Here is a 26253-nt window from a genome sequence, read left to right on the forward strand (position 1 = left end):
AATTGCGGCAAATCATGGTAATAGCATGATCGCCATGACACTATGCGCCGAAGATTGCTGATCACAAAGGTGAAGACGTGGCTGTTGCGCAATGTCCCGCATCGTGCGGAGAACTTATCCAGGGCTGGATTCTGGGCAGTGAGAAATTAGTCTCCTGCCCGGTCGAATGGTATAGCACCGTTGAGGTCACTTCAGGCTCGCCGCTGGCAGAGGAACGTCCACTTTCACGGGCGATGGTTAATCGGCTATTGCAGCACTGGCAGTACCCGGTGCAGATGAGTCAGGATATCCGAATTGACGTCCAGTCAACTATTCCCATCGCTAAAGGAATGGCCAGCAGCACTGCAGATATTGCCGCCACCGCTGTCGCCACAGCACATCATCTGGGCCATCACCTGGATGAGCCTACGCTGGCGCACCTTTGCGTTTCGCTGGAGCCTACCGACAGCACCGTTTTTCGTAAGCTTACCCTTTTCGATCATAACGACGCCTCCACGCAAATTGCCTGCGAAGCCCAGCCTCAACTCGATCTGTTGGTTCTCGAAAGCCCGGAGACCTTGCGTACTGCGGATTATCACCGTATTCCCCGTCATGCCGGGTTACAGGCAGGCGCTCCGGCCCTCAAACAGGCATGGGAAAAAGTACAGGATGCCTGTATCAGCCAAAACCCTTACCGGTTGGGCGAAGCCGCTACGCTTAGCGCAGTCGCCAGCCAGTTGCTGTTACCGAAGCCAGATTTTGATTTGCTCTTAGCGCTGGTAGAGGAATGTGATTTATACGGCGTTAACGTCGCGCACAGCGGCAGCGTTGTCGGCCTGATGCTGGACAGAACACGTCATGATGTGGATTACATTAAATGGATGCTGGCGCAGAAAAAACTGACGGCCCACTGGCCGGAACAGCATTTATTACGGATGGTCGCAGGCGGAGTTGAACTGCAATAAGGGTCGCCGCGCAGCAGCGACCCGGACAAGCATAAGCATAAATCGTTACTCAGCTTTCGCTTCGCCGTTTTTCAGTTCGCCCATGGCTTTCAGCTTCTTAGAAATATCGCGGCGCTCTTTTGAGATCTCAGCATTTTTGATGATGTAATCATCAACGCGATCTTCGTAATCGCTTTTCATGCTGGCAATAATGCCCTGGATCGCTTCGACGCTCATGCCAGGCTTGATGTAGTCGCTCAGGTTGTCCAACAGCAGGACACGTTTCTGGTTGTCACGGATCTTTTTCTCAACGTCCTGGATTTCACGTTGCAGTTTGTTTTTACGACGGAACAGACGAACAAATTCCAGCACGTCCTGGAAAGAAGGCTTGGTAGTTTCCATTTTTACACCCCTGATAATGTGAGATTCGGATTCGTTAAAACAACGGCTAAAGTGGGTCAACATTACTTTCATGCCCGCCATACTTCAAGTTGCATCTGCATCGACAATGCATGGTTGAAACCTGAATTATCGAGGGTAAAGCCATTGCAGTTACCAATGGTTTTAGCCTTTTTCAGTATCATACCTCTAATCTTTGCTGAATCGAAGCAGCAGTAGAACCAATCCCCTCATCTGCTCTTTATTTGCGCAACGCGCGACAGATTAAATGCGAAAGTAACTCCAGCTGTCGCGCCATCTCCATATTCAACCAAACGTAGCCGTGAATAGGCGTTTCCGCGACATTATCACCTTTATGCTCAGCGATAAGCTGACGCAGCTCCACCACGGTATCATTGAGCTTCTCCGTATTGGCAAGTACTGGCTGCGGGTTACCTTCATATAATGCATGCGTTATTGTCAGTAGCGCCTGCTGCGTCCTGAGCTGGGTTTCGCGCAGAGTATGCGCGTTCAGCATAACAAAATGGCTGGTACGGCTGGCCCAGAGCGCATTAATTTGCAGCTCCAGCATGCAGACGAGGTTACGATTAACCGTCTGAATAGCCTCAAAAATGGATTTTTGAATGTGTGTTTCTTTACTGGCAGGGACGATGAGCCCGCGCATTTTGACAACCTCGCTCAACAGCTGTTGTAAATGCTTCTCCAGTCGCGGTTGTTCAAGCAGATTGGGGGAGAGCGCCGCCTGGTACACCCGATTGTACCCGGTTACGCAATGCGCCAGTTGAATACGCCAGTGTATAAATGCCCGTTGTGGCCACACGCCGGTAAACAGCATCGCCAGTAACGATCCCAGAATAACGTCGCCGCCACGCCATAACGCCGTATTCATATCCCCAGCGGGAGCGCCCACTACAACGGCAAGCGTAATACCAATCAGCAGCGCCTGATACGGTTTTTTGCCCAATGCCAGCCAACCGCAGAGAAACATCGCCACCGCGCACCATATCAGCATTAGCGGAAGCGAAAAAAGCTCCAGACGCAGTGCCACCAGCCCAAGCACCGAACCCAGGATCGTGCCGCCAATCCGTTCAAAAGCTCGGGGAACAACGTTACCCCAAAAAGAAATAGGCCCCATGATCACCACCAGCGTGATCAGAGGCCATGTACCTTCAGGAATGTTTAACAGGCGTACCAACAGAAAAGTGAGAATAAACGCAAGCGCAATGCGAATACCGTGCACTACACGATAATGACGATACAAACGAATTTCAAAAGGACTCAGTGACTTATTGGCACGCACTCATGCACTCCGTCAGCGAATAGCAAAGAACAAAATTGTACTCGTTTTTTGCCTGAAAATATCATCCTGTTTTGCATCAAAAACAGTTACTTCGACTGCACCGGTATGTACATTTCAATGTCCCAGTAGCCATCCTCCATGCCATTGTTCATGTACACTTCAAAGCAGGGTTTAGCGGCTATTTCGTAAGTCGTATCCTGCATCAGGCGGTCAAAGAACTGATACCAGGGCGTGGCAAAATCATGATTTTCAACGCGCGCAACGGCAATAGCATAGTCGCCACCCGCCACTTCGGTCAGGATCACCCCTTCGCTATTTTCCGGGATCGCAAAATCTTCAGGCACGGATACCACGGTATCGCAACGCAGTTTCTCCGCCGGGACAACGTCAGGATTGTCGTAATAAACGGCTATCCATTCCAGCGGAACAATTTGCTTCCCGTCGACCCACTTCATTAACTGCTCAAAACCTTGCTTTACCGTTTGTTCCCACGGACCAACCATGTGAAAACCGGCAATCCTGCGTTTATCGACCTGCTTAATCTCGTACTCCATATAACCTCCGCGATTACACTGTATTTATATACAGTATAATTTTTAGGTATTACGGCCACAAGCAAATAGTGATTATTATGTGAGCAGATTCGCACTCTTGCCAGTCAGGCTTTCCAGGAAATAACTACGCCTTATGGTGGAAATAATCGCTCAGACGCGAGAAAACGCCGCCTTCGCTGACGGACTCCAGCGTAACCAGAGGCCAGTGCGCCACCAGCTTGTCCCGATCGTAGAGTTCAATTTCACCCACACGCTGATGTGCCGCGATTGGTGCAACCAGTTCTTTCTTATCAAGGACATATTTTGCTTTAATGTTAGCGACTTCCGCTTTAGGCAGGGCCATCCAGAAATCCTGCTCGGTGCCCAGGCTGATTTTTTCTTTGTCGCCATACCAGATCCGTTCAGTACCGACCTGCTTACCGCTACGCAAAACCTGCACCGTATCGAAGTTTTGTTGCCCCCATTGCAGCAGCTTACGCGCCTGGTCTTCACGCCCTTTCGCACTCTCCGCCCCCATCACAACCGCAATCAGTCGACGTTGTCCATCAACGGCGGAAGCGATCAGGTTGAACCCGGCCCCGGACGTATGCCCTGTCTTCAGACCATCAACGTTCATGGTTTTATCCCACAACAGGCCATTACGGTTTTGCTGCGTGATTCCGTTCCAGGTAAGGCTTTTCTCACTGTACATATGGTAGAAATCCGGTTCACCATGGATGATAGCCCTCGACAATACGGCCAGATCGTAAGCAGAGCTATGCTGACCTGGCGCATCCAGACCATGGACCGTTTCAAAATGGGTGTCCTGCAGGTTCAGCTTTTGCGCATAGCTGTTCATCATCGCGACAAACTGCGGTTGTCCCCCGGCGATGTAATCCGCCAGCGCCACGCAGGCATCATTACCTGAATCAACAATTAGCCCGCGGCTGAGGTCGCGTACCGAAACACGATCGCCTTGTTTCAGGAACATCAGGGATGAACCGACGAATACCGGATTGTCTTTCGCCCAGGCATCGCGCCCAACGGTGACAATATCGGTTGGACTAATGCGCTTACTGTCGATTGCGCGATCAACAACATAGCCGGTCATCAGCTTGGTCAGACTGGCGGGGTTACGTTGCTGGTGTTCATTACCGGCTGTCAGAATTTGGCCCGTGGTGTAATCCATTAATACCCACGCCCCGGCATTTATCGCAGGCGGCTGAGGGGTGAAGCTGGCGGCATCGGTCGCCCAGGCGGACGTAAAACTCATCGTGAATAGTGAAGCGGCAATAAACAAACGGCGTTTCAACAGTATGTCCTCAGAAAAGGGAGAAATAGCCGTTCTTTTTACGGAAGTTCTGTCGAACAAACTTGAATAAATTGCAAGAAAATGTGACACAAGACACATTTTCTTGCTGTTATACAAGGCTGTCAGAGACAAACCGCGCGCGAAATTATCCTTTGCGTGGCGCAGTCTCTGCGTGATGACTGCGATGGCGATGGTAGCCGTCGATCATACTGCGGAAAATTTGCCCTGGCGTGTCGCCCAGCGTGCACAGGTAAATATGTGCGCAGATGAACAGCAAACCCACAATCGCTAACGCCATATGCAGCACCAGCATTACCGGCCCTGCCGCTACCACCTGCGGGTAGAGGCATAACAACCCTGTGATGATCAACAGCGGAACCAGCGCATACATAATGCCCAGGTAGGCCAGTTGTTGCAGTGGGTTAAATTTATCCTTTGCCGTTGCGGCAAACGGATGCGGCTCGCCTTTCATGATGCCATACAGATAAAAGCGCGTTTGCAGCAGGCAGCGTGATATCAACCCGTTTAACTTCACGCGATAATGGCAGCCGTTGCCGCTGGTTGCGTTTATTAACACAAAGCCAATCCAGAAGGCCAGCAATGCGAAGCCGCACCAGGTATGTACCTGCACCATCAACGCTACCGGCCCGACAGAGAAGTGGCCAAACAGGCCGCTCAGCAAAAGCAGAATAAAGAGCAGCGCATTTCCCCAGTGCCAACGGCGAACAGCCAGCGAATAGAGGTACTCCCGGTGCTCCTCTCCGGTTGCCGTTTTCGGCGCCAGCATCCGACGTAACAGCGCGTGCGTGATCAGCCCTGCAATCATCAGCACCACAATAACGCCCGCATAAATGAGCCACAGCGGCCAGTAGTCCGGCGCATAGTTAAGCTCCGCTCCCCAGATAGAATTCATACTTTACCCTCCTGATGGATCTCTTTACGCCGATAAACACTCACCGGACCACTACGCGTATCCTGCTGGCGATAAACCTCTTTTTGATTGATCCAGTGCTGTATTTCCGGATCATCGCGACGACCAAACTTCAACGCATCCGTAGGACAAACGGAAACGCAGGCGGGTGACTGTCCGACCTCCAGGCGGGTATCCGCGCAGAAATTACATTTGTCTGCGATTCCCGTTTGTGAATTGAGATAACGGACATGGAACGGACAAGCAGCAACGCAGTAGTCACAGCCAATACAGCGAGATTTATCCACCTGCACAATACCGTTTTCATCACGGAATGAAGCACCGGTTGGACAAACGCTGACGCACGGCGCATCTTCACAATGCTGGCAGGAAACACGAACAAACTGGAAGTGGGACAGTGCCTCGGGTTCCTGTTCCGGTGAACGGATCTGCACCTGTAAGCGGCTAAAACCTTCAGGCACGTCATTCAGTACCTTGCAGGCAACCGTACACGCCTGACAACCAATGCAGCGTTTTTCGTCATGCAGCATGACATAAGGGTTTGTTGATTGATTCATGATGTACTCCTTTCTCATGCCCGACGAAGCGTAACGCCAGAGGTGTGGACCACCGTACCTGACACCGGACTGGTGACATGCGGAAGCAAATTACCGCAGTGAATACCGTGCGTCGTCGCGGCTGTTTTGGCTCCTGCCTTGGCGCCAAATCCCATATAGACGAATAGCGTATCGGGTCGAATACCAGCGGTGACCAGCGCTTTGCCTTTTTCCTTACCGGTTGCATTTTCCAGCCAGATGTCATCGCCGCTTTCGATACCTTTTTCACGGGCCGTTTGCGGGTGGATCCACACCGCGTTGTCCCACATCAGCTCACTCAGCAGTGGCACATATTGCGTTGCGCCATTGGTATGAACCGCCACTTTCCCTTGAATAAAGTAGAGTTCATTGTCGCCTTTGAGCGCGAAATTGCGGGCGCGGGGAACACCGTAGCCAGGCAGGAGTGTTTCCAGCTCCGCAGAGTAGAGTTCGATTTTTCCTGACGGGGATTTAAAGCGCAGTTGTTCACCATAGGTGCCGTCGCTATCAACCGCAACCGCGCCCGGATAGCGCGCCACAAACTGACGCACCGCTTCGGGTTCGCGCAGCAATAGCGGAACACCCCACTCGCGATACCCTTTCTGACGTAGCTCAGCAGATAACGCATGATCGCCATTAAGCTGGTACAACTGACGCGTTTGCATATCCTGCCATGGGTAGAATTGCCCAAGGCCTAACTGAACAGCCAGTTCTTTCCAGATTTGCCAGCTCGGACGCGCATCACCGATAGGCTCTACAACCTGCTGACGCAGGGCATAGGCTGGATTCAGCCCTGACATATCAGAAACTTCTTCATCGCGCTCAAGGTAAGTACATTCAGGTAAAAGATAATCGGCATACGCCGCGCTTTCGCTTAAATAGACATCGCAGCTGACCACCAGGTCGAGCTGTTCAACAGTCTTAACCAGATCTGGTCGACAGGTCACGGTCTGGAAAGGGTTGTGTCGGGACATAATCCATCCCTTCACCGGATACGGCGTTTGATTTAAGACGGCATCAATAATGCTCTGTACAACGCCGCCGCCGGCCGCGATGTACTTGAACTGCGGGGCAACCAGATCGATACGCTGCGCCGTTGGTTTGGGTAACTTGGCATCGGGTTTTGCCAGCACGGGAGCAACTTTCTCTCCGGCCAGCTTATTGTACGTTGCCGCCGCTTTTTTCTGATACAACCCGCCCTCACGCTCAATATTTCCAAGTAACACATTGAGGGTGAAAATCATGCGCCGCATATCAATTTCTTCTTGCGAAAACGTCGCACGATGACCCGGACTGACGATGGCGTGAGGCGCGCAGGCGGCCATTTCGCGGGTGACCCGGATAATCACATCAGCAGGCACATCAGCGAGCTTTTGCGCCCATTCCGGCGTGGTCTCTTGTACCGCCTCAGCCAGTTGGTCAAACCCTGTGGTGTAGCGTGCCACAAAGTCTGCGTCATACAGATTTTCTTTGATCATGACGTGACACATCGCCATCAGCACTGGTAAGTCACCGCCAGGCTTAAGCGCATGCCATTCATCCGCTTTGCTGGAGAAGACGGACAAACGGGGATCAAAGCTGACCATCTTCGCGCCCTTTTCCTGCGCGGTCATCAGTTCATGCGTGTCGGCAACTTCAATGCCTTCATAGAGGTTATGGCCAAAAGAGACCATATAACGGGTATTGACGATATCCATGGCTAAATCGCCGCCCATCATAACTTTAGCGGCAATCGCTTTTCCGGCGGGACATGTCGACGCGTGAGTAAACGTGTTCGGCGATCCAAAAGCCGTCGCGAGATGAAATAAATGGCCAGAAAGCGAACCGGACTTGGAAGAGAATACGACCCCCTCGGGACCATGCTGCGCTTTTATTGCCGTCATTTTCTCGGCAATTTCTTTATATGCCTGCTGCCAGCTAATCACCTGCCATTCACCGCTCCCGCGAGGTCCTGTGCGTTTCATCGGTTTAACAATACGATGCGGGTCGTTGACCAGGCTAACACCGCTCCCTCCGCGCGCACAGACACGCGTGCCCTGCTGAGGCGCATTAGGGTTTCCTTGAATAAAAACCGTCTTATTATTAATTACCTGAGCCTGAATTGGGCAGCGAAAAGAACACATTTCGCACAAACTTGGCGTCAGGGATGTTTTCCCTTTTATGTGCTCGGGAGAATTTCGCGCCAGTGCGCCTGGTGGAAAACTTCCTATCGCACAGGCTGAGCAGCCTATACCCACCCCTCGTAGAAAATTACGCCGACTAATGCTCATATAACCTCCTGTTATTAGATATATCCAATTATTATATGGAGTTTAAATTATTAATTCTTAACCTCACTCACATTTTATTACAATGCATACAAGCGTATTAGTTGAAATATGAAACCGTTGTTTATAAAAGACTTTTAAAGTTTCCAGAACACAGAAAACGAAATGGAAATAACAATAATGGTTATCAATTAACTTATTTCCCAAGTTCTGATTTTAAGAAAATTTATTCCAGTAATTTCCTTTAATGAGGAGAAAATAATTAACCATTCGTTCAAAGCTTCGTTCAGCGCAATTTTCTTGCGGAGGTCATTCCGCATCGATAATCCTCTTGCTGATTCCCTCGCTATTTTTTGGTATTCTTAGATAAGCGCTAAATTGATCCCGGACATAACTGAACAATGAATGACGGCAAGCAGCAACCTGGTTTTCTCTTCCACGATTACGAGACCTTTGGTACCCATCCGGCGCTGGACAGACCCGCACAATTTGCGGCCATCCGCACAGATAACGATTTCAACATTATCGGTGAACCTGAAGTCTTTTATTGCAAACCCGCAGACGACTATCTGCCACAGCCAGAGGCGGTGCTGATTACCGGTATCACACCGCAGGAAGCACGTGAAAAGGGAGAAAATGAAGCTGCTTTTGCTGCGCGTATTCACGCCCTGTTTACCGTGCCGAAAACCTGCATTCTTGGCTATAACAACGTGCGCTTCGATGATGAAGTGACGCGAAACATCCTGTATCGCAATTTCTACGATCCCTATGCCTGGAGCTGGCAGCACGATAATTCGCGTTGGGATCTGCTGGATGTAATGCGAGCCTGCTATGCCCTGCGTCCTGAAGGTATTAACTGGCCGGAAAACGACGATGGCTTGCCCAGCTTTCGCCTGGAACATTTGACCAAAGCGAATGGGATTGAGCATGCCAATGCCCACGATGCAATGGCCGATGTGTATGCCACGATTGCAATGGCGCAATTAGTCAAGTCACGCCAACCACGTTTGTTTGAGTATCTCTATAGCCATCGTAATAAGCACAAACTGGCGGCGCTAATTGATGTGCCGCAGATGAAACCGCTGGTCCATGTCTCGGGCATGTTCGGCGCCTGGCGCGGTAACACCAGTTGGGTGGCACCATTGGCCTGGCATCCGGAGAATCGCAACGCGGTTATCATGGTCGACTTAGCCGGTGATATTTCACCACTGCTCGAAATGGACAGTGACGCGCTGCGTGAGCGGCTCTACACCGCTAAGGCAGATTTGGGAGATAACCCAGCGGTTCCGGTTAAACTGGTGCACATCAACAAATGTCCGGTACTGGCACAGGCGAACACCCTGCGCCCGGAAGATGCAGATCGTCTTGGTATTAACCGCCAGCGTTGTCTGGATAACCTCAAAACTCTGCGCGAAAACCCACAGGTACGCGACAAAGTCGTGGCAATCTTCGCCGAAGCGGAACCCTTTGCGCCATCTGATAACGTAGACGCCCAGCTGTACAACGGCTTTTTCAGCGATGCCGACCGTGCCGCAATGAAAATCGTTCTGGAAACCGAACCGCGCAATTTACCGGCGCTGGATATCACCTTTGTCGATAAACGCATTGAAAAGCTGCTGTTTAACTACCGTGCGCGTAACTTCCCCGGCACGCTGGATGAAGCCGAACAACAGCGCTGGCTGGACCATCGTCGTCAGGTATTCACGCCGGAGTTTTTGCAAAATTACGCCAATGAATTACAGATGCTGAGTCAGCAATATGCGGATAACAAAGAGAAGCTGACGCTGCTGAAAGCGCTCTGGCAATATGCGCAAGAGATTGTATAAATCCCACGTATAAAAAAACGGAGAACATGTCTCCGTTTTTTTTCAGCTAAATGCAATTATTACGCGATATCTTCGTCGTACTGCGGGACCGGGTTGCGGAAGCTTTTGGTCACGCAAGCCAGGTAGATCAGACCGATACCCGCCCAGATCAGGCCCAGAACCATTGAGCTTTCTTCCAGGTTCACCCACAGCGCGCCAACGGTCAGCGCACCGCACATTGGCAGGAACAGGTACTGGAAGTGATCTTTCAGCGTCTTGTTACGCTTCTCACGGATCCAGAACTGGGAGATTACCGACAGGTTAACGAAGGTAAACGCCACCAGCGCACCAAAGTTAATCAGCGCCGTCGCCATCACCAGGTCGAAGTTGATTGCCAGCAAAGCAATCGCACCAACCAGAATGATGTTCATGGACGGAGTACGCCATTTCGGGTGTACATAACCGAAGAAGCTTTTCGGGAATACGCCATCACGGCCCATCACGTACATCAGACGCGCAACGCCTGCATGCGCCGCCATACCGGACGCCAGTACGGTAATGGTAGAGAAAATCAGCGCGCCTACCTGGAAGAACTTACCCGCAACATACAGCATGATTTCCGGCTGCGAAGCATCTGGATCCTTAAAGCGCGAAATATCCGGGAAGTACAGCTGCAACAGATAGGTGGAGACGATAAAGATCAGGCCACCAATCAGAGCAGTCAGGAAAATCGCACGCGGGATCACGCGCTCAGCGTCTTTGGTTTCTTCTGACAGGTTGCTGATACCGTCAAAACCGGTGAACGAGAAGCACAGGATGGTCGCACCGGTGATCATCGGGATCACGTGCGCATCACCAGACCAGAACGGACGGCTGCTTGCCAGCGTACCGGCCCCTTCCCCTTCGAACACGCCATAAACGACCATGCCGAGGATCACCGCAATCAGCACCACCTGCAACAACACGATCACGGTGTTGAAATTGGCGACGGATTTGAGGCTACGCAGGTTGAAGGCGGTCATAAAGGCCACCAGCGCCACCACGAACATCCACGATGGAATCGAGGGCACCAGCGCTTCAAAATATATTTTCGCCAACAGAATGTTGATCATCGGCGCGAACAGGTAGTCCAGCAGCGATGACCAGCCAACCATAAAGCCAACGGTCGGGCTAATGGATTTCTGGGCGTAAGTGTAGGCAGAGCCTGCGGACGGATAGCGACGTACCAGTTTACCGTAGCTTAGTGCGGTAAAGAGGATGGCGATCAGTGCAAAGGCGTAAGCTGTCGGGACGTGACCATCGGTCATTCCTGAGACGATACCGAATGTATCGAACAGCGTCATCGGCTGCATATAGGCAAGGCCCATCATGACAACCGGAACCAGCGTAAGCGTTTTACGTAATTCCACGCGAGAGGTGTTTGGAGTAGCGTTATGCGACATGGTTATCCCCCATTACGGCGAAAACCGTCGCGTAAGCAAAAAATTGCCCCATTTTTTGTTAATCCTCAGCGACAACAACTGTCGATTTTTAAGTAAGTATCTATCCGGTACGAAGCCCGGCCTCTTTTATGAATGATTGGTTTGATGCAAAAAAATAACCGACGCGTATTAAAACGTCGGTTAATGTCATTTTTTGCAAGCGGCGTATTTTGCACTAATTTGGGGAGAAATAACAAGAGATTGAAGCAACTGTAAAAAAATATTTTTTCTCAACTGACTGATTTATCAGCATCCGTTTTAACATACACCCCGGCAATAGCACTATTTGCTAAAATCTCATCCCGCCACCAGGCGCTGGCAAGCCCGGCGGTCTGTTCATTCCACCCTATCCACACGGGTTCAAACAGAATTTGTCCGACCACTTTCTTCTCAATCAGCGCGCCGCTGTCCAAAAATCGCTGCGCCAGATAACGAGGAATATATCCGCATCCCAAACCACTAATTTGCAGCTCCAGCTTGGTTTTGAAGTCAAAAACGGTAATCGCTTCCTGATCGTCTAACACCTGAACGCCGGAGATGTTCGCTTGATGCGCATTCTCTCCCACCACGATGGCTCGAAAACGTCGAATAGTACGCCGATGTAACGGTTCCTGTTCCTGCGCCAGGGGGTGATGCGGCGCAACAACAAACACCTGTTCCAAAACGCCCAGCCGCGCAAAGCCAAATTCACTCCCCGCTGGCGGTTCATGCATAGCACCGACAATAATATCCGCCCGCCCCTGAGTCAGTGCATCCCAGGAGCCACCCAGCACGCCGTTAATAAATTTCAGACGCGTCACACTATGACGTTGATAGAAAGATTCGATAAGGGGAGCCAGCAGGGAAAAGGGAAACGTATCATCGACGCCGATAACCAGTTCATTCTCCCAGCCTTCATGGAGCTTAATGGCTTGCTTTTCGAGTTCGCGGACGGAGTGCAATACCTCTCGCCCCTTTTCCAGCAGCATTTGACCGGTGCGGGTAAACTTAGCCCGGTGCCCACTGCGATCTAATAACTGAATATTAAGATCGCTTTCCAGTTTATGGACTGTGTAGCTAAGCGCAGACGGCGTCTTATACAATTTTGCCGACGCCGCCGCGAAACTGCCCTCTTTTTCTAACGCATCGAGGATGATAAGAACGTCCAGCAGTGGTTTCATACTCGCCCCCTGGCGGTATACAGCGACACTCTGCTGGCCTGTCACTCCATCGGCATCACCAGCGGATCGGGATACTGGTACTCAAATCCAAGCTCATTACAAATACGGCTGCCATCAATGACTTTACCTTTACCGTTATCCGCACCGCCGCGAAATTCCGGCGGTTCCATCCCCAACTGGCGGGCCATCTGTGGATAGAACACGTTACGCGCCGGATGCAAAGGCGCACATATATTATAGATGTGTCCCCCTTTGGGCGCTTGCAGCAGCAACGTGATGGCAGAAACGACATCATCCAGATGCACCAGATTGACGCCATGGTACCCATCTGGTGCCGTCTTACCCGCGAAAAATCGGCCAGGATGTCTTCCCGGACCAACCAGCCCGGCCAGGCGCAGAATATCAACCGAGGTGCCAGGCAAGTTGTGCAGCCAGTCCTCAAGTTCTTTCAGGACACGCCCGCTGGCGGTGACCGGGTTACGCGGTGTTCCCTCTTTCACGATGCCCTGGACATCACCATAGACCGACGTCGAGCTGGTAAAAATAATCCGCGGGATCCGGTACGCCAATGCACTGTCCACCAGCTCCTGCATGGCCTGCAGGTAAAATGCCTCCCCCGGCCCGCTACGGCGCGCAGGTAGCGTAATAACCAGAGCATCAGCGTCCATGAGTGCGTCGAGATCGTCGGCCTCACAGACCAGTTCAGGCTCCAGGCGCAGCGAGTAACTCTCGATACCGCTCATGCGGGCCGCTTCCACTCCATCTAATGTGGTTTTGCTGCCGGTCACCTGCCAGCCTCTCGCCGCCAGCGACATGGCTAACGGCATGCCTAACCAACCTAACCCGACAATTGCGACCTTTTTCATGCCTTCTCTCCTGACTTTTGGCCTATAACGCAAGGCTACGCCAGCCCACGGTGGCTGACAATTCATAGTATCAATATGAAATGAATTAATGATCAAAAAAAGCCCTTGCTTTCCGTAGCTAAAGTGGTTTAGGTTAAAAGACATCAAATGAATAAACATTCATCGAGAAATTTATGACACGCGCTCAATTTAAACACCATCACCACCATCATCCTGACTAGTCTTTCAGGCGATGTGTGCTGGGAGACATTTAAATCTTCCAGCGGTGCATGAGCGTATGAGAAAGCCCCCGGAAGATTTCTTCCGGGGGCTTTTTTTGTGCGTGACCCAAACTGATTCAGACAGGATAACGAGGAACAAACAATGTTAGACAACACCCGTTTACGCATAGCTATGCAGAAATCAGGCCGTTTAAGCGACGATTCACGCGAATTACTGGCCCGTTGCGGCATTAAAATTAATCTTCACACCCAACGCTTAATTGCGATGGCAGAGAATATGCCGATTGATATTCTGCGCGTGCGTGATGACGATATCCCGGGTCTGGTGATGGACGGCGTCGTTGATCTTGGCATCATTGGGGAAAACGTTCTGGAAGAAGAGCTGCTCAACCGTCGGGCACAGGGTGAAGATCCTCGCTATTTTACCCTGCGTCGTCTGGACTTCGGCGGCTGCCGTCTTTCGCTGGCAACCCCGGTTGATGAAGCCTGGGATGGCCCGACCGCGCTGAACGGGAAGCGTATCGCCACCTCTTACCCGCACCTGCTCAAGCGTTATCTCGATCAAAAAGGGGTGTCATTTAAATCCTGTCTGTTAAACGGTTCTGTCGAAGTCGCACCCCGCGCGGGCCTTGCCGATGCGATTTGTGATCTGGTCTCAACCGGTGCGACACTTGAAGCCAATGGTTTGCGTGAAGTGGAAGTGATTTACCGATCTAAAGCGTGTCTGATTCAGCGCGATGGCGAAATGGCCGCAGCCAAACAGCAGTTGATCGACAAACTACTGACCCGCATCCAGGGGGTTATTCAGGCTCGTGAATCCAAATACATCATGATGCACGCGCCGAGCGAGCGTCTGGACGAAGTCATCGCCCTGCTGCCTGGCGCTGAGCGCCCTACCATTCTGCCACTGGCGGGTGACCAGCAGCGTGTGGCCATCCACATGGTCAGCAGCGAAACCCTGTTCTGGGAAACAATGGAAAAACTGAAAGCGCTCGGCGCCAGCTCAATTCTGGTGCTGCCGATTGAGAAGATGATGGAGTAACGACCATGAGCTTCAATACCCTGATTGACTGGAATAGCTGTAGCCCTGAGCAGCAGCGCGAACTGCTAATGCGCCCGGCGATTTCCGCCTCTGAAAGCATTAGCCGCACAGTGGCCGAGATCCTTGAAAACGTCAAAAACAACGGCGACCAGGCACTGCGCGAATACAGCGCGAAGTTTGATAAAACCGAGGTCGGCGCGCTACGCGTCACCGAGCAAGAAATTCAGCAGGCCAGCAGTCGCCTGAGCGACAAGCTGAAACAAGCCATGCAGGCGGCGGTACGTAATATTGATACTTTCCACAGCGCGCAAATTCTGCCGCCGGTGGATATCGAAACCCAGCCGGGCGTACGCTGCCAGCAGGTTACCCGCCCTATCGCTTCCGTGGGCCTGTATATTCCTGGCGGGTCGGCACCGCTGTTCTCTACCGTATTAATGCTGGCGACCCCGGCGCGCATCGCCGGCTGCAAAAAAGTGGTGCTGTGCTCGCCACCGCCAATTGCCGATGAAATCCTCTACGCTGCGCAGCTGTGTGGCGTGAAAGAAGTGTTTAACGTGGGTGGCGCACAGGCCATTGCCGCGCTGGCGCTGGGCACGGAGTCTATTCCGAAGGTCGATAAAATCTTCGGGCCGGGCAATGCGTATGTGACCGAAGCCAAACGCCAGGTCAGCCAGCGTCTTGACGGCGCAGCCATCGACATGCCTGCCGGACCGTCCGAAGTATTGGTTATCGCCGACAGCGGCGCAACGCCAGATTTTGTCGCCTCCGACCTGCTCTCTCAGGCCGAGCACGGTCCGGACTCGCAGGTGATCCTGCTGACGCCGGACGCTAAGCTTGCCGAGGGAGTTGCCAAAGCTGTTGAACGTCAGCTCGCCGAGCTGTCCCGCGCCGACACCGCGCGTCAGGCGCTCTCTGCCAGCCGCTTAATCGTAGCGAAAGATCTGGCGCAGTGCGTTGAAATCTCCAACGCCTACGGGCCGGAGCACCTGATCATTCAGACCCGCAACGCACGTGAGTTGGTTGACGACATTACCAGCGCCGGTTCGGTGTTCCTTGGCGACTGGTCGCCGGAATCCGCAGGCGACTACGCTTCCGGCACCAACCACGTGCTGCCAACCTACGGTTATACCGCAACCTGTTCCAGCCTGGGGCTGGCTGATTTCCAGAAACGGATGACCGTACAGGAATTAACACCACAAGGTTTCTCTGCGCTGGCCGCCACCATTGAAACCCTGGCCGCGGCTGAGCTGCTGACCGCCCACAAAAATGCCGTCACCCTGCGCGTTAACGCCCTGAAGGAGCAAGTATGAGCACTGACAACTTTCTCAGCGTCACTGATTTAGCCCGTAAGAATGTCCGCGAGTTAACGCCTTATCAATCTGCCCGCCGTCTTGGCGGTAACGGCGACGTCTGGCTCAACGCGAATGAATACCCCACCGCCGTTGAGTTTCAGCTAAGCCAGCAAACGCTGAACCGCTACCCGGAGTGCCAGCCGAAAGCCGTGATTGAGAATTACGCGCAGTATGCAGGCGTCAAGCCGGAGCAGGTGCTGGTCAGCCGCGGCGCAGATGAAGGGATCGAACTGCTGGTGCGCGCTTTTTGCGAACCCGGTAAAGATGCGATTCTGTACTGCCCACCGACTTACGGCATGTACAGCGTCAGCGCTGAAACAATTGGCGTCGAATGCCGTACCGTCCCGACACTTGACGACTGGCAACTGGATTTACAAGGTATCGCGGACAAGCTTGATCGCGTGAAGGTGGTTTATGTATGCAGCCCCAATAACCCAACGGGCCAGTTGATTAAGCCACAAGATCTGCGTTCGCTGCTCGACATGACGCAGGGTAAAGCTATCGTGGTTGCCGATGAAGCGTATATCGAGTTTTGCCCGCAGGCCACGCTGGCAGGCTGGCTGTCTGAATATCCGCACCTGGTGATTTTACGCACGCTGTCCAAAGCGTTTGCTCTCGCCGGTTTACGCTGCGGGTTTACGCTGGCCAATGAAGAGGTTATCAATCTACTGTTAAAGGTGATCGCCCCTTACCCGCTCTCTACGCCGGTGGCGGATATCGCCGCCCAGGCGCTGACGCCGCAAGGGGTTGCCTCCATGCGCCAACGTGTAGAGCAGATCCTGCAAGAGCGTCAGTATCTGGTAGAGAACCTGAAAACAATTCGCTGTGTAGAACAGGTTTTCGCTTCTGAAACCAACTATGTTCTGGCGCGCTTTACCGCCTCCAGCAGCGTATTTAAATCTTTGTGGGATCAGGGCATTATCTTACGAGACCAGAACAAACAACCCTCGTTAAGCGGCTGCCTGCGAATTACTGTCGGAACCCGTGAAGAGAGCCAGCGCGTCATTGACGCCTTACGTGCGGAGCAAGTATGAGCCAGAAGTATCTTTTTATCGACCGCGATGGAACCCTGATTTCCGAACCGCCAAGTGACTTTCAGGTTGATCGCTTTGACAAACTGGCTTTTGAGCCGGAAGTCGTTCCTGTTTTGCTGAAACTGCAAAAAGCAGGCTATAAGCTGGTGATGATTACCAACCAGGATGGACTGGGAACGCAGAGTTTCCCGCAGGCCGATTTTGACGGTCCGCATAACCTGATGATGCAAATTTTCACCTCTCAGGGCGTGGCATTTGATGAAGTGCTGATTTGCCCGCACCTGCCGACGGACGAATGCGCTTGCCGGAAGCCAAAAGTGAAGCTGGTTGAGCAGTACCTGGTTGAACAGGCCATGGACATAGCAAACAGCTACGTCATTGGTGATCGTGCCACAGATATTCAGCTGGCTGAAAACATGGGAATTCGCGGATTGCGTTATCACCGTGACACCCTGAACTGGGCGATGATCGGCGAACAGTTGACCAAGCGTGACCGCTACGCGCACGTTGAGCGCAATACCAAAGAAACGCAGATTGACGTCAAAGTCTGGTTGGACCGCGAAGGTCAAAGCAAAATCAATACCGGCGTTGGCTTCTTTGACCACATGCTGGATCAAATCGCCACCCACGGTGGTTTTCGCATGGAGATAGCCGTTAAGGGCGATCTGTATATTGACGATCACCACACCGTAGAAGATACCGGTCTGGCGCTGGGTGAGGCCTTAAAGCTGGCATTAGGCGATAAACGTGGCATCAACCGTTTTGGTTTTGTCCTGCCGATGGACGAGTGTCTGGCACGTTGCGCGCTGGATATCTCCGGGCGTCCGCACCTGGAATACCGCGCTGAGTTTACCTACCAGCGCGTGGGCGATCTGAGCACGGAGATGATTGAACACTTCTTCCGCTCACTCTCTTACACCATGGGCGTCACCCTGCACCTGAAAACCAAAGGGAAAAATGACCACCACCGCGTTGAAAGCCTGTTTAAAGCCTTTGGCCGCACGCTGCGTCAGGCAATTCGCGTAGAAGGCGACACGCTGCCCTCCTCAAAAGGAGTGTTGTAATGAACGTAGTGATCCTGGATACCGGCTGCGCCAATCTGAACTCGGTGAAATCCGCCGTCGAGCGCCATGGATACGACCCGGTTGTCAGCCGCGATGCAGATGTGGTGCTCCGTGCCGATAAGCTGTTTCTACCCGGCGTTGGTACCGCGCAGGCAGCTATGGACCAGTTGCACGAGCGTGAACTTATTGAGCTGATTAAGGCCTGTACGCAGCCGGTGCTGGGGATCTGCTTAGGCATGCAACTGCTTGGGCGGCGCAGTGAAGAGAGTAACGGTGTCTCCCTGTTGGGCATTATTGATCAGGACGTCCCTAAAATGACCGATTTCGGTCTGCCGCTGCCGCATATGGGCTGGAATCGCGTTTATCCGCAGGCGGGAAATCGTCTGTTCCAGGGTATTGAAGATGGGGCGTATTTCTACTTTGTCCACAGCTACGCGATGCCAGTGAATCCATGGACCATCGCCCAATGTCATTACGGCGAACCGTTTACCGCGGCAGTGCAAAAGGACAATTTCTTTGGCGTGCAGTTCCACCCGGAACGTTCGGGTGCGGCTGGGGCGCAGTTGCTGAAAAACTTTCTGGAGATGTAATGATTATTCCGGCATTAGATTTAATCGACGGCACGGTGGTGCGTCTTCATCAGGGCGATTACGCACAGCAACGTGATTACGGCAACGATCCCCTGCCCCGTCTGCAGGATTATGCGGCACAAGGCGCACAGGTACTGCACCTGGTCGATCTGACCGGGGCAAAAGATCCGCAGAAACGACAAATACCACTGATTAAAACGCTGGTCGCGGGCGTCAATGTTCCGGTGCAGGTGGGCGGCGGTGTGCGTACTGAAGCGGACGTTGCGGCACTGCTTGACGCCGGTGTGGCGCGTGTGGTGGTCGGTTCGACGGCGGTTAAAACCCCTGAGGAAGTTAAGAGCTGGTTTACCCGTTTTGGCGCCGACGCGCTGGTGCTGGCGCTGGACGTGCGTATTGATGAGCAAGGTAATAAACAGGTTGCGGTCAGCGGCTGGCAGGAAGATTCCGGGGTTTCGCTGGAAGAACTGGTGGAAACCTATTTGCCCGTGGGTCTGAAGCATGTGCTGTGCACCGATATTTCCCGCGACGGTACGCTAGCGGGTTCAAACGTCGCGCTTTATGAAGAAGTGTGCGCCAAATATCCGCAGGTGGCGTTTCAGTCATCTGGTGGCATTGGCGGAATCGAGGATGTAGCGGCCCTGCGCGGGACCGGAGTACGCGGCGTGATTGTCGGACGCGCCCTGCTGGAAGGTAAGTTCACCGTTGAGGAGGCCATCCAATGCTGGCAAAACGCATAATTCCTTGTCTGGACGTTCGCGATGGACAGGTGGTAAAAGGCGTCCAGTTTCGCAATCACGAGATTATTGGCGACATCGTTCCGCTGGCAAAACGCTATGCCGATGAAGGCGCAGATGAACTGGTGTTCTACGATATCACCGCTTCCAGCGATGGCCGTGTAGTCGATAAAAGCTGGGTATCGCGCGTGGCGGAAGTGATCGACATTCCGTTCTGCGTTGCCGGTGGGATTAAGTCCATCGATGATGCGGCGCGTATTCTCTCCTTCGGGGCGGATAAAATCTCCATCAACTCCCCGGCGCTGGCTGACCCGGAGCTTATCACGCGTCTGGCGGACCGCTTTGGCGTACAGTGCATTGTGGTGGGTATCGATACCTGGTATGACGCTGCAACCGGTAAATATCACGTTAACCAGTACACCGGGGATGAGAGTCGTACCCGCATCACGCAGTGGGAAACGCTGGATTGGGTGCAGGAAGTGCAGAAACGTGGCGCGGGCGAAATCGTGCTGAACATGATGAATCAGGACGGTGTGCGTAACGGCTACGATCTGGAACAGCTGAGAAAAGTGCGCGACGTTTGCCATGTACCGCTGATTGCCTCCGGTGGCGCGGGCACCATGGAACACTTCCTCGAAGCCTTCCGGGATGCTGACGTTGACGGCGCGCTTGCCGCCTCCGTCTTCCACAAGCAAATTATCAATATTGGCGAATTAAAAGCGTACCTGGCAACACAGGGCGTGGAGATCAGGATATGTTAACGAAGCAACAATGCCGCGAGCTGGACTGGGAAAAAACTGACGGACTGATGCCAGTTGTCGTGCAGCATGCGGTCTCCGGCGAAGTATTGATGCTGGGTTATATGAACCCGGAGGCGCTGGATAAAACGCTTGAAAGCGGTAAGGTAACCTTTTTCTCGCGGACCAAACAACGCCTGTGGACCAAAGGTGAAACCTCGGGCAACTTTCTTAATGTGGTCAGCATCACACCCGATTGCGATAACGACACCCTGTTAGCACTGGTTAACCCAATCGGGCCAACCTGCCACAAAGGCACCTCAAGCTGCTTTGCTGACGCCAGCCATCAGTGGCTGTTCCTGTATCAGTTAGAACAACTACTGGCTGAGCGTAAAACCGCCGACCCGGCAAGCTCTTACACCGCGAAGCTGTATGCCAGCGGCACCAAACGCATTGCGCAAAAAGTGGGTGAAGAAGGCGTGGAAACCGCGCTGGCCGCCACCGTGAACGATCGTTTCGAGCTGACGAATGAAGCCTCTGACCTGATGTACCACCTGTTAGTGCTGCTACAGGATCAGGAGCTTGACCTGACCACCGTGATTGAGAACTTACGTAAGCGTCATCAGTAATCTACAGACGTAAAAAAACCGGGCTTGCCCGGTTTTTTTGTTATTAGATTAGGCTTACTGCGCTCTGGCTTTGTAACCACGCAGTGCATTTCGCCCCAGCACGATACCTGCACCAATCATCCCACCCAGCAATACTGCCAGTACCAGGGTAATTGCTTTTTTCGGACTGTCGCGACGAATCGGTAACGTTGGTTTCATCACGTAGCGATAAGTGTGCAGTTTTGCCTTCTCGATTTTTAATGCTTCAATATCCAGCAGGTTTTGCTTGGTCTGATAGTAATTACCAGAGAAAATCAATGGACGCGTTGCTTCGTGCTCAATCATTGATCTCAAAGCATCGCTGCCAAGCAGCAGCATACTATCCTGCGTAACATCCTGAGTTTGCTGAATTTGCGGCTTAGTGACACCTGCCTGTTCTGCATAACGCAACGCTTCCTGGATTTGCTTGATGCGCAAATCTTTTTGTTCCTGAGCGACGACTTCCTGGGTCTTCAGAGAGTCTTCAAGAGTACTGGTTTGCAGCTTGATGTTATCAGTCAGGTCAAGCTCCAGCTCTTTGGCAACTTTTTCATCAGTTTGTTGAATGTATTCAGCCAACTGACGCTGAGCTTCTTCTGGTGATCCGCCAACATAAGAAACTGCTAACGGCAACTGTTGGCCTTTAACAGACTGCTCAATTGACAATTTCTCTGGTTTTTCCTGATTATCAAGCGTTTCAGCCAATGCAGAGAAAGAGGTACTGAAACGACCAATAACGTTTGTCTGCAGTTCAGTTACCTTAGGTGCACTGGCGCCATACATCACGTTAAGCGCGTTGTTATAGGTGGCAATCTGTCCGACATCAGGTTGAGTAATAATTGCAGTAGAGGTCCATTTCTCTTTAGCAACCGCCAGATAGCCCACGGCCAGTGCAATGGCAACAACAATCGCGACAACGATAGTGACTTTCCCACGCCATAATTGCAGCAGCAAATCAATCAAATCAATCTGTTCCGGATCGTTAACGCGCCCGGACATGTTGTTATCACTTACAGACATAAATACCCTAATTAAGGAAAGGCTTAAACTCGAATTAGTTTAGCTATAATTTGAAGCAATTCCATAGGATTAATGATAAAAAAATCAAATTGTTTGAGAGATTTTGATTGGTATTTTAGTCACTGGTGAAAAAGGGAAGGAATTTAAAAGAAGTGTCAATATACAAAAGATACTCTTTACAGGAAAAGCATCGATCAGCGGGTTAAATGTCAGAATGGTTTATGCTCAACACTTTTGTCAATAAATTCATGACATGAATATTTATTGACTTACCCGTAAAAATGGTATGAGTAAAAAGGATAACCATTAGCTTTTTTGCCATCTGACGGTATTATTCCAGTTTTCGTTGCACCAGATAGTGCCTGGCTGCTTTTTAGCCGAAAAGAGGAACGAACATGAAATACCTGGTTACGGGGGCCGCTGGTTTCATCGGCTTCCATGTTAGCAAACGCCTCCTTGAGGCTGGCCATCAAGTCGTCGGTATCGATAATCTAAACGATTACTACGACGTGAGTCTTAAGCAGGCCCGTCTGGAGCTGCTGGTACACCCCGGCTTCAATTTTCATAAGATCGATTTAGCCGACCGCGAAGGTATGTCAACTCTTTTCGCATCCGGGCATTTTGATCGTGTGATTCATCTCGCCGCCCAAGCTGGAGTGCGTTATTCACTCGAAAATCCGCATGCTTACGCGGACTCAAACCTCACTGGTTTTCTGAACATACTGGAAGGTTGTCGTCATAATCACATACAACACTTACTCTATGCGTCCTCAAGTTCAGTATACGGTTTAAACCGAAAGATGCCTTTTTCTACAGGTGATTCTGTCGACCACCCTATTTCCTTCTACGCGGCGACTAAAAAAGCCAACGAACTGATGGCGCATACCTATTCTCATTTGTACGGGATTCCTACCACCGGCCTGCGTTTCTTTACTGTATATGGGCCATGGGGACGCCCTGATATGGCATTGTTTAAATTCACCAAAGCCATACTTGAAGGTAACAGTATCGACGTTTATAACTATGGAAAAATGAAACGTGATTTTACTTATATTGATGATATTGCTGAGGCGATCATGCGTTTACAGGATATCATTCCGCAAACCACCCCTGACTGGACCGTTGAAACAGGAACACCAGCAACAAGTATAGCCCCGTATAGGGTTTATAACATCGGTAACAGCGCGCCAGTGGAGTTGATGGACTATATCAACGCGCTGGAAGAAAGTCTTGGGGTTGTAGCCACTAAAAATATGCTTCCGTTGCAATCAGGAGACCTGCTAGACACCAGTGCGGATACCCAAGCGCTCTATAATATTATTGGCTTTAAACCTGAAACAACGGTTAAAAATGGAGTGAATAGCTTTGTTAGGTGGTACCGAGATTTCTACAAAGTGTAATTACCGAGCTATTTAATGTAAAAAAGGCCTTTTAATAAGGCCTTTTTTACGGCAACGCAGCTTAATCGCTCCCAAACAAATCGCGGGTATACACTTTTTCTGCAACATCAGCCAATTCTGATGTCATACGATTAGAAATAATAACATCCGCTTCATTTTTGAACGCGTTAAGATCGCGGATTACCCGAGAGTGGAAAAATTCATCCTCCTCCATGACCGGCTCATAAATAATAACGGGTACGCCCTTGGCCTTAATACGCTTCATGATCCCCTGAATAGAGGAGGCGCGGAAGTTATCCGAGCCAGACTTCATGATCAGACGGTATACGCCCACCACCCTCGGCTTGCGCGCGAGGATAGAGTCAGCAATAAAGTCTTTACGCGTACGATTAGCATCAACGATTGCACCGATGATGTTATTCGGCACCGATTCGTAGTTGGCCAGCAGTTGCTTGGTATCTTTCGGTAAGCAGTAGCCACCGTAGCCAAAGGATGGATTGTTGTAATGATTACCAATACGCGGATCCAGACAAACGCCTTCAATAATCTGCCGGGAGTTCAAACCAAGGCTTTCTGCATAACTATCCAGCTCGTTAAAGTAGGCCACGCGCAGCGCCAGATAGGTGTTGGCAAACAGCTTGATCGCCTCGGCTTCGGTGGAGTCAGTAAACAGCGTCGGAATGTCTTGCTTCAGAGCCCCTTCCTGCAACAGCGCGGCAAAGCGCTCAGCGCGCTCAGAACGCTCGCCAATCACGATACGCGACGGATGCAGGTTGTCGTACAGCGCGCGACCTTCACGCAGGAACTCCGGCGAGAAGAAAATATTATCGATGCCAAACTTCTCTTTAATCGAGTTAGTAAAACCGACCGGAATGGTGGATTTGATGACCATTACCGCCTTGGGGTTAATGGCAAGCACATCGCGGATAACGGACTCGACGCTGGAGGTGTTGAAGTAGTTAGTCTTCGGATCGTAATCAGTCGGTGTCGCGATAATTACGTAATCCGCATCACGATATGCATCGTACTTATCAGTCGTTGCACGAAAATTAAGCTGTTTCGTCGCCAGGTACTCTTCGATCTCTTTGTCAACAATCGGGGATTTTTTCTGGTTCAACATCTCGACCTTCGCCGTGACGATATCCAGAGCCACCACTTCATGGTGCTGGGCAATCAGAATACCGTTCGACAGACCTACATAACCTGTTCCTGAGATAGTTATCTTCATTCGCTCTGTAACTTCTTCCAGTTAAACATTGAGGTTGAGCACACCGCCAGCATTGTGGCGTATCGGCTTTGCATTGAATGAGTATATCGTGATTTGCTATTGCACCGACTATCAGACCTGACCGAATCCCATTTTTTGACAATAAAAAAGCCCGGAGGAGCGCTCCGGGCCTGGCTTTACAGTTAGGCTAAATCAGATTAATCCAGCCATTCGGTATGGAACACACCTTCTTTATCAGTACGTTTATAGGTGTGCGCACCGAAGTAGTCACGCTGAGCCTGAATCAGGTTCGCCGGCAGTACCGCAGAACGGTAGCTGTCGTAGTAGGCTACAGCAGCGGAGAATGTCGGTACCGGAATACCGTTCTGCACCGCGTAGGCCACGACATCACGCAACGCCTGCTGGTACTCGTCGGCGATGTTTTTAAAGTACGGAGCCAGCAGCAGGTTGGCGATGCCTTTGTTTTCAGCATACGCGTCAGTGATTTTCTGCAGGAACTGTGCACGAATGATGCATCCTGCGCGGAAGATCTTCGCGATTTCGCCGTAGTTCAGATCCCAGTTGTACTCATCTGACGCAGCACGCAGTTGAGAGAAGCCCTGCGCGTAGGAGACGATTTTGCCCAGATACAGTGCGCGACGTACTTTCTCAACAAACTCAGCCTTATCGCCAGCCAGTTTAGCCTGCGGGCCGGACAGCACTTTAGATGCCGCCACGCGCTGGTCTTTCAGGGAGGAGATGTAGCGCGCGAATACAGACTCGGTGATCAGCGACAGTGGTTCGCCCAGATCCAGAGAGCTTTGGCTGGTCCATTTACCGGTGCCTTTGTTCGCTGCTTCATCCAAAATCACGTCAACCAGGTATTTACCGTCTTCATCTTTTTTAGTGAAGATGTCTTTGGTGATGTCGATCAGGTAGCTGCTCAGCTCGCCTTCGTTCCACTCGGTGAAGGTGGTGGCCAACTCTTCGTTAGACAGGTTCAGACCGCCTTTCAGCAGAGAATAGGCTTCAGCAATCAGCTGCATATCGCCGTATTCGATACCGTTGTGGACCATCTTCACGTAATGGCCCGCACCGTCAGCGCCAATATAGGTCACGCACGGTTCGCCATCTTCCGCCACTGCGGCAATTTTAGTCAGAATCGGAGCAACCAGTTCGTAGGCTTCTTTCTGGCCACCAGGCATGATAGACGGGCCTTTCAGTGCCCCCTCTTCACCACCGGATACGCCGGTACCGATGAAGTTAAAGCCTTCTGCGGAGAGTTCACGATTACGACGAATAGTGTCCTGGAAGAAGGTGTTACCACCATCAATGATGATGTCGCCTTTATCCAGGTACGGCTTCAGGGAATCGATGGCAGCATCGGTGCCAGCGCCCGCTTTCACCATTAACAGGATACGACGCGGGGTTTCAAGCGACTCGACGAACTCTTTCACCGTGTAATAAGGAACCAGTTTCTTACCCGGGTTCTCGGCAACAACTTCTTCAGTTTTTTCGCGGGAACGGTTGAAGATGGAGACGGTATAACCACGGCTTTCGATGTTGAGCGCCAGGTTGCGCCCCATCACTGCCATACCGACGACGCCGATCTGTTGCTTAGACATTACATACTCCTGTCAGGTGTGGTCACCA

The 26253-nt window shown here is 51.7% G+C and carries 25 protein-coding genes, 1 pseudogene and 1 other annotated feature; of the genes and pseudogenes, 12 read left to right on the forward strand and 14 right to left on the reverse strand.

What is annotated here, in order from left to right; translation table 11 throughout:
• Nucleotides 1-77 precede the first annotated feature (77 nt).
• On the forward strand, nt 78-944 hold the full coding sequence (locus tag FDW96_RS16800) for an L-threonine kinase (RefSeq protein ID WP_137365979.1): 867 nt from the start codon (nt 78-80) through the stop codon (nt 942-944).
• 45 nt (nt 945-989) lie between these two features.
• Here FDW96_RS16800 and FDW96_RS16805 read toward each other — a convergent pair whose 3' ends face one another.
• From FDW96_RS16805 to phsA, 7 genes are all read right to left on the reverse strand, one after another.
• The gene (locus tag FDW96_RS16805) at nt 990-1325 is read right to left on the reverse strand and encodes a DUF496 family protein (protein WP_032939582.1); all 336 of its coding nucleotides are present in this window, start codon (nt 1323-1325) and stop codon (nt 990-992) included.
• 238 nt (nt 1326-1563) lie between these two features.
• Complete coding sequence (locus FDW96_RS16810) at nt 1564-2622, reverse strand: FUSC family protein (protein WP_038641701.1); 1059 nt, start codon at nt 2620-2622, stop codon at nt 1564-1566.
• 86 nt (nt 2623-2708) lie between these two features.
• A complete protein-coding gene (sbmC, locus tag FDW96_RS16815) occupies nt 2709-3176 on the reverse strand; it encodes a DNA gyrase inhibitor SbmC (RefSeq protein ID WP_042307550.1) in 468 nt (155 codons plus the stop codon).
• 124 nt (nt 3177-3300) lie between these two features.
• Nucleotides 3301-4473 carry a serine-type D-Ala-D-Ala carboxypeptidase DacD gene (dacD, locus tag FDW96_RS16820; RefSeq protein WP_137366046.1) on the reverse strand — a complete coding sequence of 391 codons (1173 nt, stop codon included), beginning with the start codon at nt 4471-4473 and terminating at the stop codon, nt 3301-3303.
• Between the two features lie 139 nt (nt 4474-4612).
• Nucleotides 4613-5380, reverse strand: a complete 768-nt coding sequence (gene phsC / locus FDW96_RS16825; protein WP_137365980.1) for a thiosulfate reductase cytochrome B subunit — start codon at nt 5378-5380, stop codon at nt 4613-4615.
• Complete coding sequence (gene phsB, locus FDW96_RS16830; protein WP_137365981.1) at nt 5377-5955, reverse strand: thiosulfate reductase electron transport protein PhsB; 579 nt, start codon at nt 5953-5955, stop codon at nt 5377-5379. Before phsB ends, phsC begins: the two co-directional genes overlap by 4 nt.
• 14 nt (nt 5956-5969) lie before the next feature.
• On the reverse strand, nt 5970-8243 hold the full coding sequence (gene phsA / locus FDW96_RS16835) for a thiosulfate reductase PhsA (RefSeq protein WP_137365982.1): 2274 nt from the start codon (nt 8241-8243) through the stop codon (nt 5970-5972).
• A gap of 398 nt (nt 8244-8641) precedes the next feature.
• Here phsA and sbcB point away from each other — a divergent pair, with 398 nt between their 5' ends.
• Complete coding sequence (gene sbcB / locus FDW96_RS16840) at nt 8642-10066, forward strand: exodeoxyribonuclease I (RefSeq protein ID WP_042307540.1); 1425 nt, start codon at nt 8642-8644, stop codon at nt 10064-10066.
• A 59-nt stretch (nt 10067-10125) separates the two neighbouring features.
• On the opposite strand, the gene plaP is transcribed toward sbcB, so the two are convergent.
• From plaP to FDW96_RS16860, 4 genes and pseudogenes are all read right to left on the reverse strand, one after another.
• Complete coding sequence (gene plaP / locus FDW96_RS16845; protein ID WP_003030167.1) at nt 10126-11487, reverse strand: putrescine/proton symporter PlaP; 1362 nt, start codon at nt 11485-11487, stop codon at nt 10126-10128.
• Complete coding sequence (gene yoeI, locus FDW96_RS26290; RefSeq protein WP_099045591.1) at nt 11477-11539, reverse strand: membrane protein YoeI; 63 nt, start codon at nt 11537-11539, stop codon at nt 11477-11479. The genes plaP and yoeI overlap by 11 nt, the downstream gene beginning before the upstream one ends.
• A gap of 162 nt (nt 11540-11701) precedes the next feature.
• Nucleotides 11702-12686: pseudogene (locus tag FDW96_RS16855) on the reverse strand (LysR substrate-binding domain-containing protein).
• A gap of 41 nt (nt 12687-12727) precedes the next feature.
• Nucleotides 12728-13552: an SDR family oxidoreductase gene (locus FDW96_RS16860; RefSeq protein WP_137365984.1), complete on the reverse strand. Its 825-nt coding sequence runs from the start codon at nt 13550-13552 to the stop codon at nt 12728-12730.
• A gap of 173 nt (nt 13553-13725) precedes the next feature.
• On the opposite strand from FDW96_RS16860, the gene hisL reads away from it, so the two are divergent.
• The 9 genes from hisL (at nt 13726) to hisIE (ending at nt 20955) form a co-directional block, all read left to right on the forward strand.
• Entirely contained in the window at nt 13726-13773 is a 48-nt protein-coding gene (gene hisL / locus FDW96_RS16865) for a his operon leader peptide (protein WP_100250077.1), read from the forward strand.
• Nucleotides 13749-13871, forward strand: a sequence feature (His leader region). It overlaps the preceding gene by 25 nt.
• A gap of 44 nt (nt 13872-13915) precedes the next feature.
• The gene (gene hisG, locus FDW96_RS16870; RefSeq protein WP_137365985.1) at nt 13916-14815 is read left to right on the forward strand and encodes an ATP phosphoribosyltransferase; all 900 of its coding nucleotides are present in this window, start codon (nt 13916-13918) and stop codon (nt 14813-14815) included.
• A 5-nt stretch (nt 14816-14820) separates the two neighbouring features.
• The gene (gene hisD / locus FDW96_RS16875) at nt 14821-16125 is read left to right on the forward strand and encodes a histidinol dehydrogenase (RefSeq protein WP_137365986.1); all 1305 of its coding nucleotides are present in this window, start codon (nt 14821-14823) and stop codon (nt 16123-16125) included.
• On the forward strand, nt 16122-17201 hold the full coding sequence (gene hisC, locus FDW96_RS16880; RefSeq protein ID WP_137365987.1) for a histidinol-phosphate transaminase: 1080 nt from the start codon (nt 16122-16124) through the stop codon (nt 17199-17201). Before hisD ends, hisC begins: the two co-directional genes overlap by 4 nt.
• On the forward strand, nt 17198-18265 hold the full coding sequence (gene hisB, locus FDW96_RS16885) for a bifunctional histidinol-phosphatase/imidazoleglycerol-phosphate dehydratase HisB (protein WP_042307531.1): 1068 nt from the start codon (nt 17198-17200) through the stop codon (nt 18263-18265). The genes hisC and hisB overlap by 4 nt, the downstream gene beginning before the upstream one ends.
• Nucleotides 18265-18855 (forward strand): imidazole glycerol phosphate synthase subunit HisH, encoded by a 591-nt coding sequence (gene hisH, locus FDW96_RS16890; protein WP_137365988.1) that lies wholly within the window; start codon nt 18265-18267, stop codon nt 18853-18855. Before hisB ends, hisH begins: the two co-directional genes overlap by 1 nt.
• Nucleotides 18855-19592, forward strand: coding sequence for a 1-(5-phosphoribosyl)-5-[(5-phosphoribosylamino)methylideneamino]imidazole-4-carboxamide isomerase (gene hisA, locus FDW96_RS16895; protein WP_137365989.1), 738 nt, complete (start codon nt 18855-18857; stop codon nt 19590-19592). Before hisH ends, hisA begins: the two co-directional genes overlap by 1 nt.
• The gene (hisF, locus tag FDW96_RS16900) at nt 19574-20350 is read left to right on the forward strand and encodes an imidazole glycerol phosphate synthase subunit HisF (RefSeq protein ID WP_079223590.1); all 777 of its coding nucleotides are present in this window, start codon (nt 19574-19576) and stop codon (nt 20348-20350) included. The genes hisA and hisF overlap by 19 nt, the downstream gene beginning before the upstream one ends.
• Nucleotides 20344-20955 carry a bifunctional phosphoribosyl-AMP cyclohydrolase/phosphoribosyl-ATP diphosphatase HisIE gene (gene hisIE / locus FDW96_RS16905; RefSeq protein ID WP_137349958.1) on the forward strand — a complete coding sequence of 204 codons (612 nt, stop codon included), beginning with the start codon at nt 20344-20346 and terminating at the stop codon, nt 20953-20955. The genes hisF and hisIE overlap by 7 nt, the downstream gene beginning before the upstream one ends.
• A 54-nt stretch (nt 20956-21009) precedes the next feature.
• On the opposite strand, the gene wzzB is transcribed toward hisIE, so the two are convergent.
• A complete protein-coding gene (gene wzzB, locus FDW96_RS16910; protein ID WP_137349957.1) occupies nt 21010-21993 on the reverse strand; it encodes an LPS O-antigen chain length determinant protein WzzB in 984 nt (327 codons plus the stop codon).
• Between the two features lie 395 nt (nt 21994-22388).
• On the opposite strand from wzzB, the gene FDW96_RS16915 reads away from it, so the two are divergent.
• A complete protein-coding gene (locus FDW96_RS16915; RefSeq protein ID WP_137365990.1) occupies nt 22389-23393 on the forward strand; it encodes an NAD-dependent epimerase in 1005 nt (334 codons plus the stop codon).
• Nucleotides 23394-23454: 61 nt separating this feature from the next.
• Here FDW96_RS16915 and ugd read toward each other — a convergent pair whose 3' ends face one another.
• Together ugd and gndA are read right to left on the reverse strand one after the other, a co-directional pair.
• Nucleotides 23455-24621 carry a UDP-glucose 6-dehydrogenase gene (gene ugd / locus FDW96_RS16920; RefSeq protein ID WP_137365991.1) on the reverse strand — a complete coding sequence of 389 codons (1167 nt, stop codon included), beginning with the start codon at nt 24619-24621 and terminating at the stop codon, nt 23455-23457.
• A 197-nt stretch (nt 24622-24818) separates the two neighbouring features.
• On the reverse strand, nt 24819-26225 hold the full coding sequence (gene gndA, locus FDW96_RS16925) for an NADP-dependent phosphogluconate dehydrogenase (protein ID WP_048224404.1): 1407 nt from the start codon (nt 26223-26225) through the stop codon (nt 24819-24821).
• Nucleotides 26226-26253 lie beyond the last annotated feature (28 nt).

The organism is Citrobacter sp. TBCS-15, from assembly GCF_005280815.1.
Lineage (GTDB): Bacteria > Pseudomonadota > Gammaproteobacteria > Enterobacterales > Enterobacteriaceae > Citrobacter > Citrobacter werkmanii.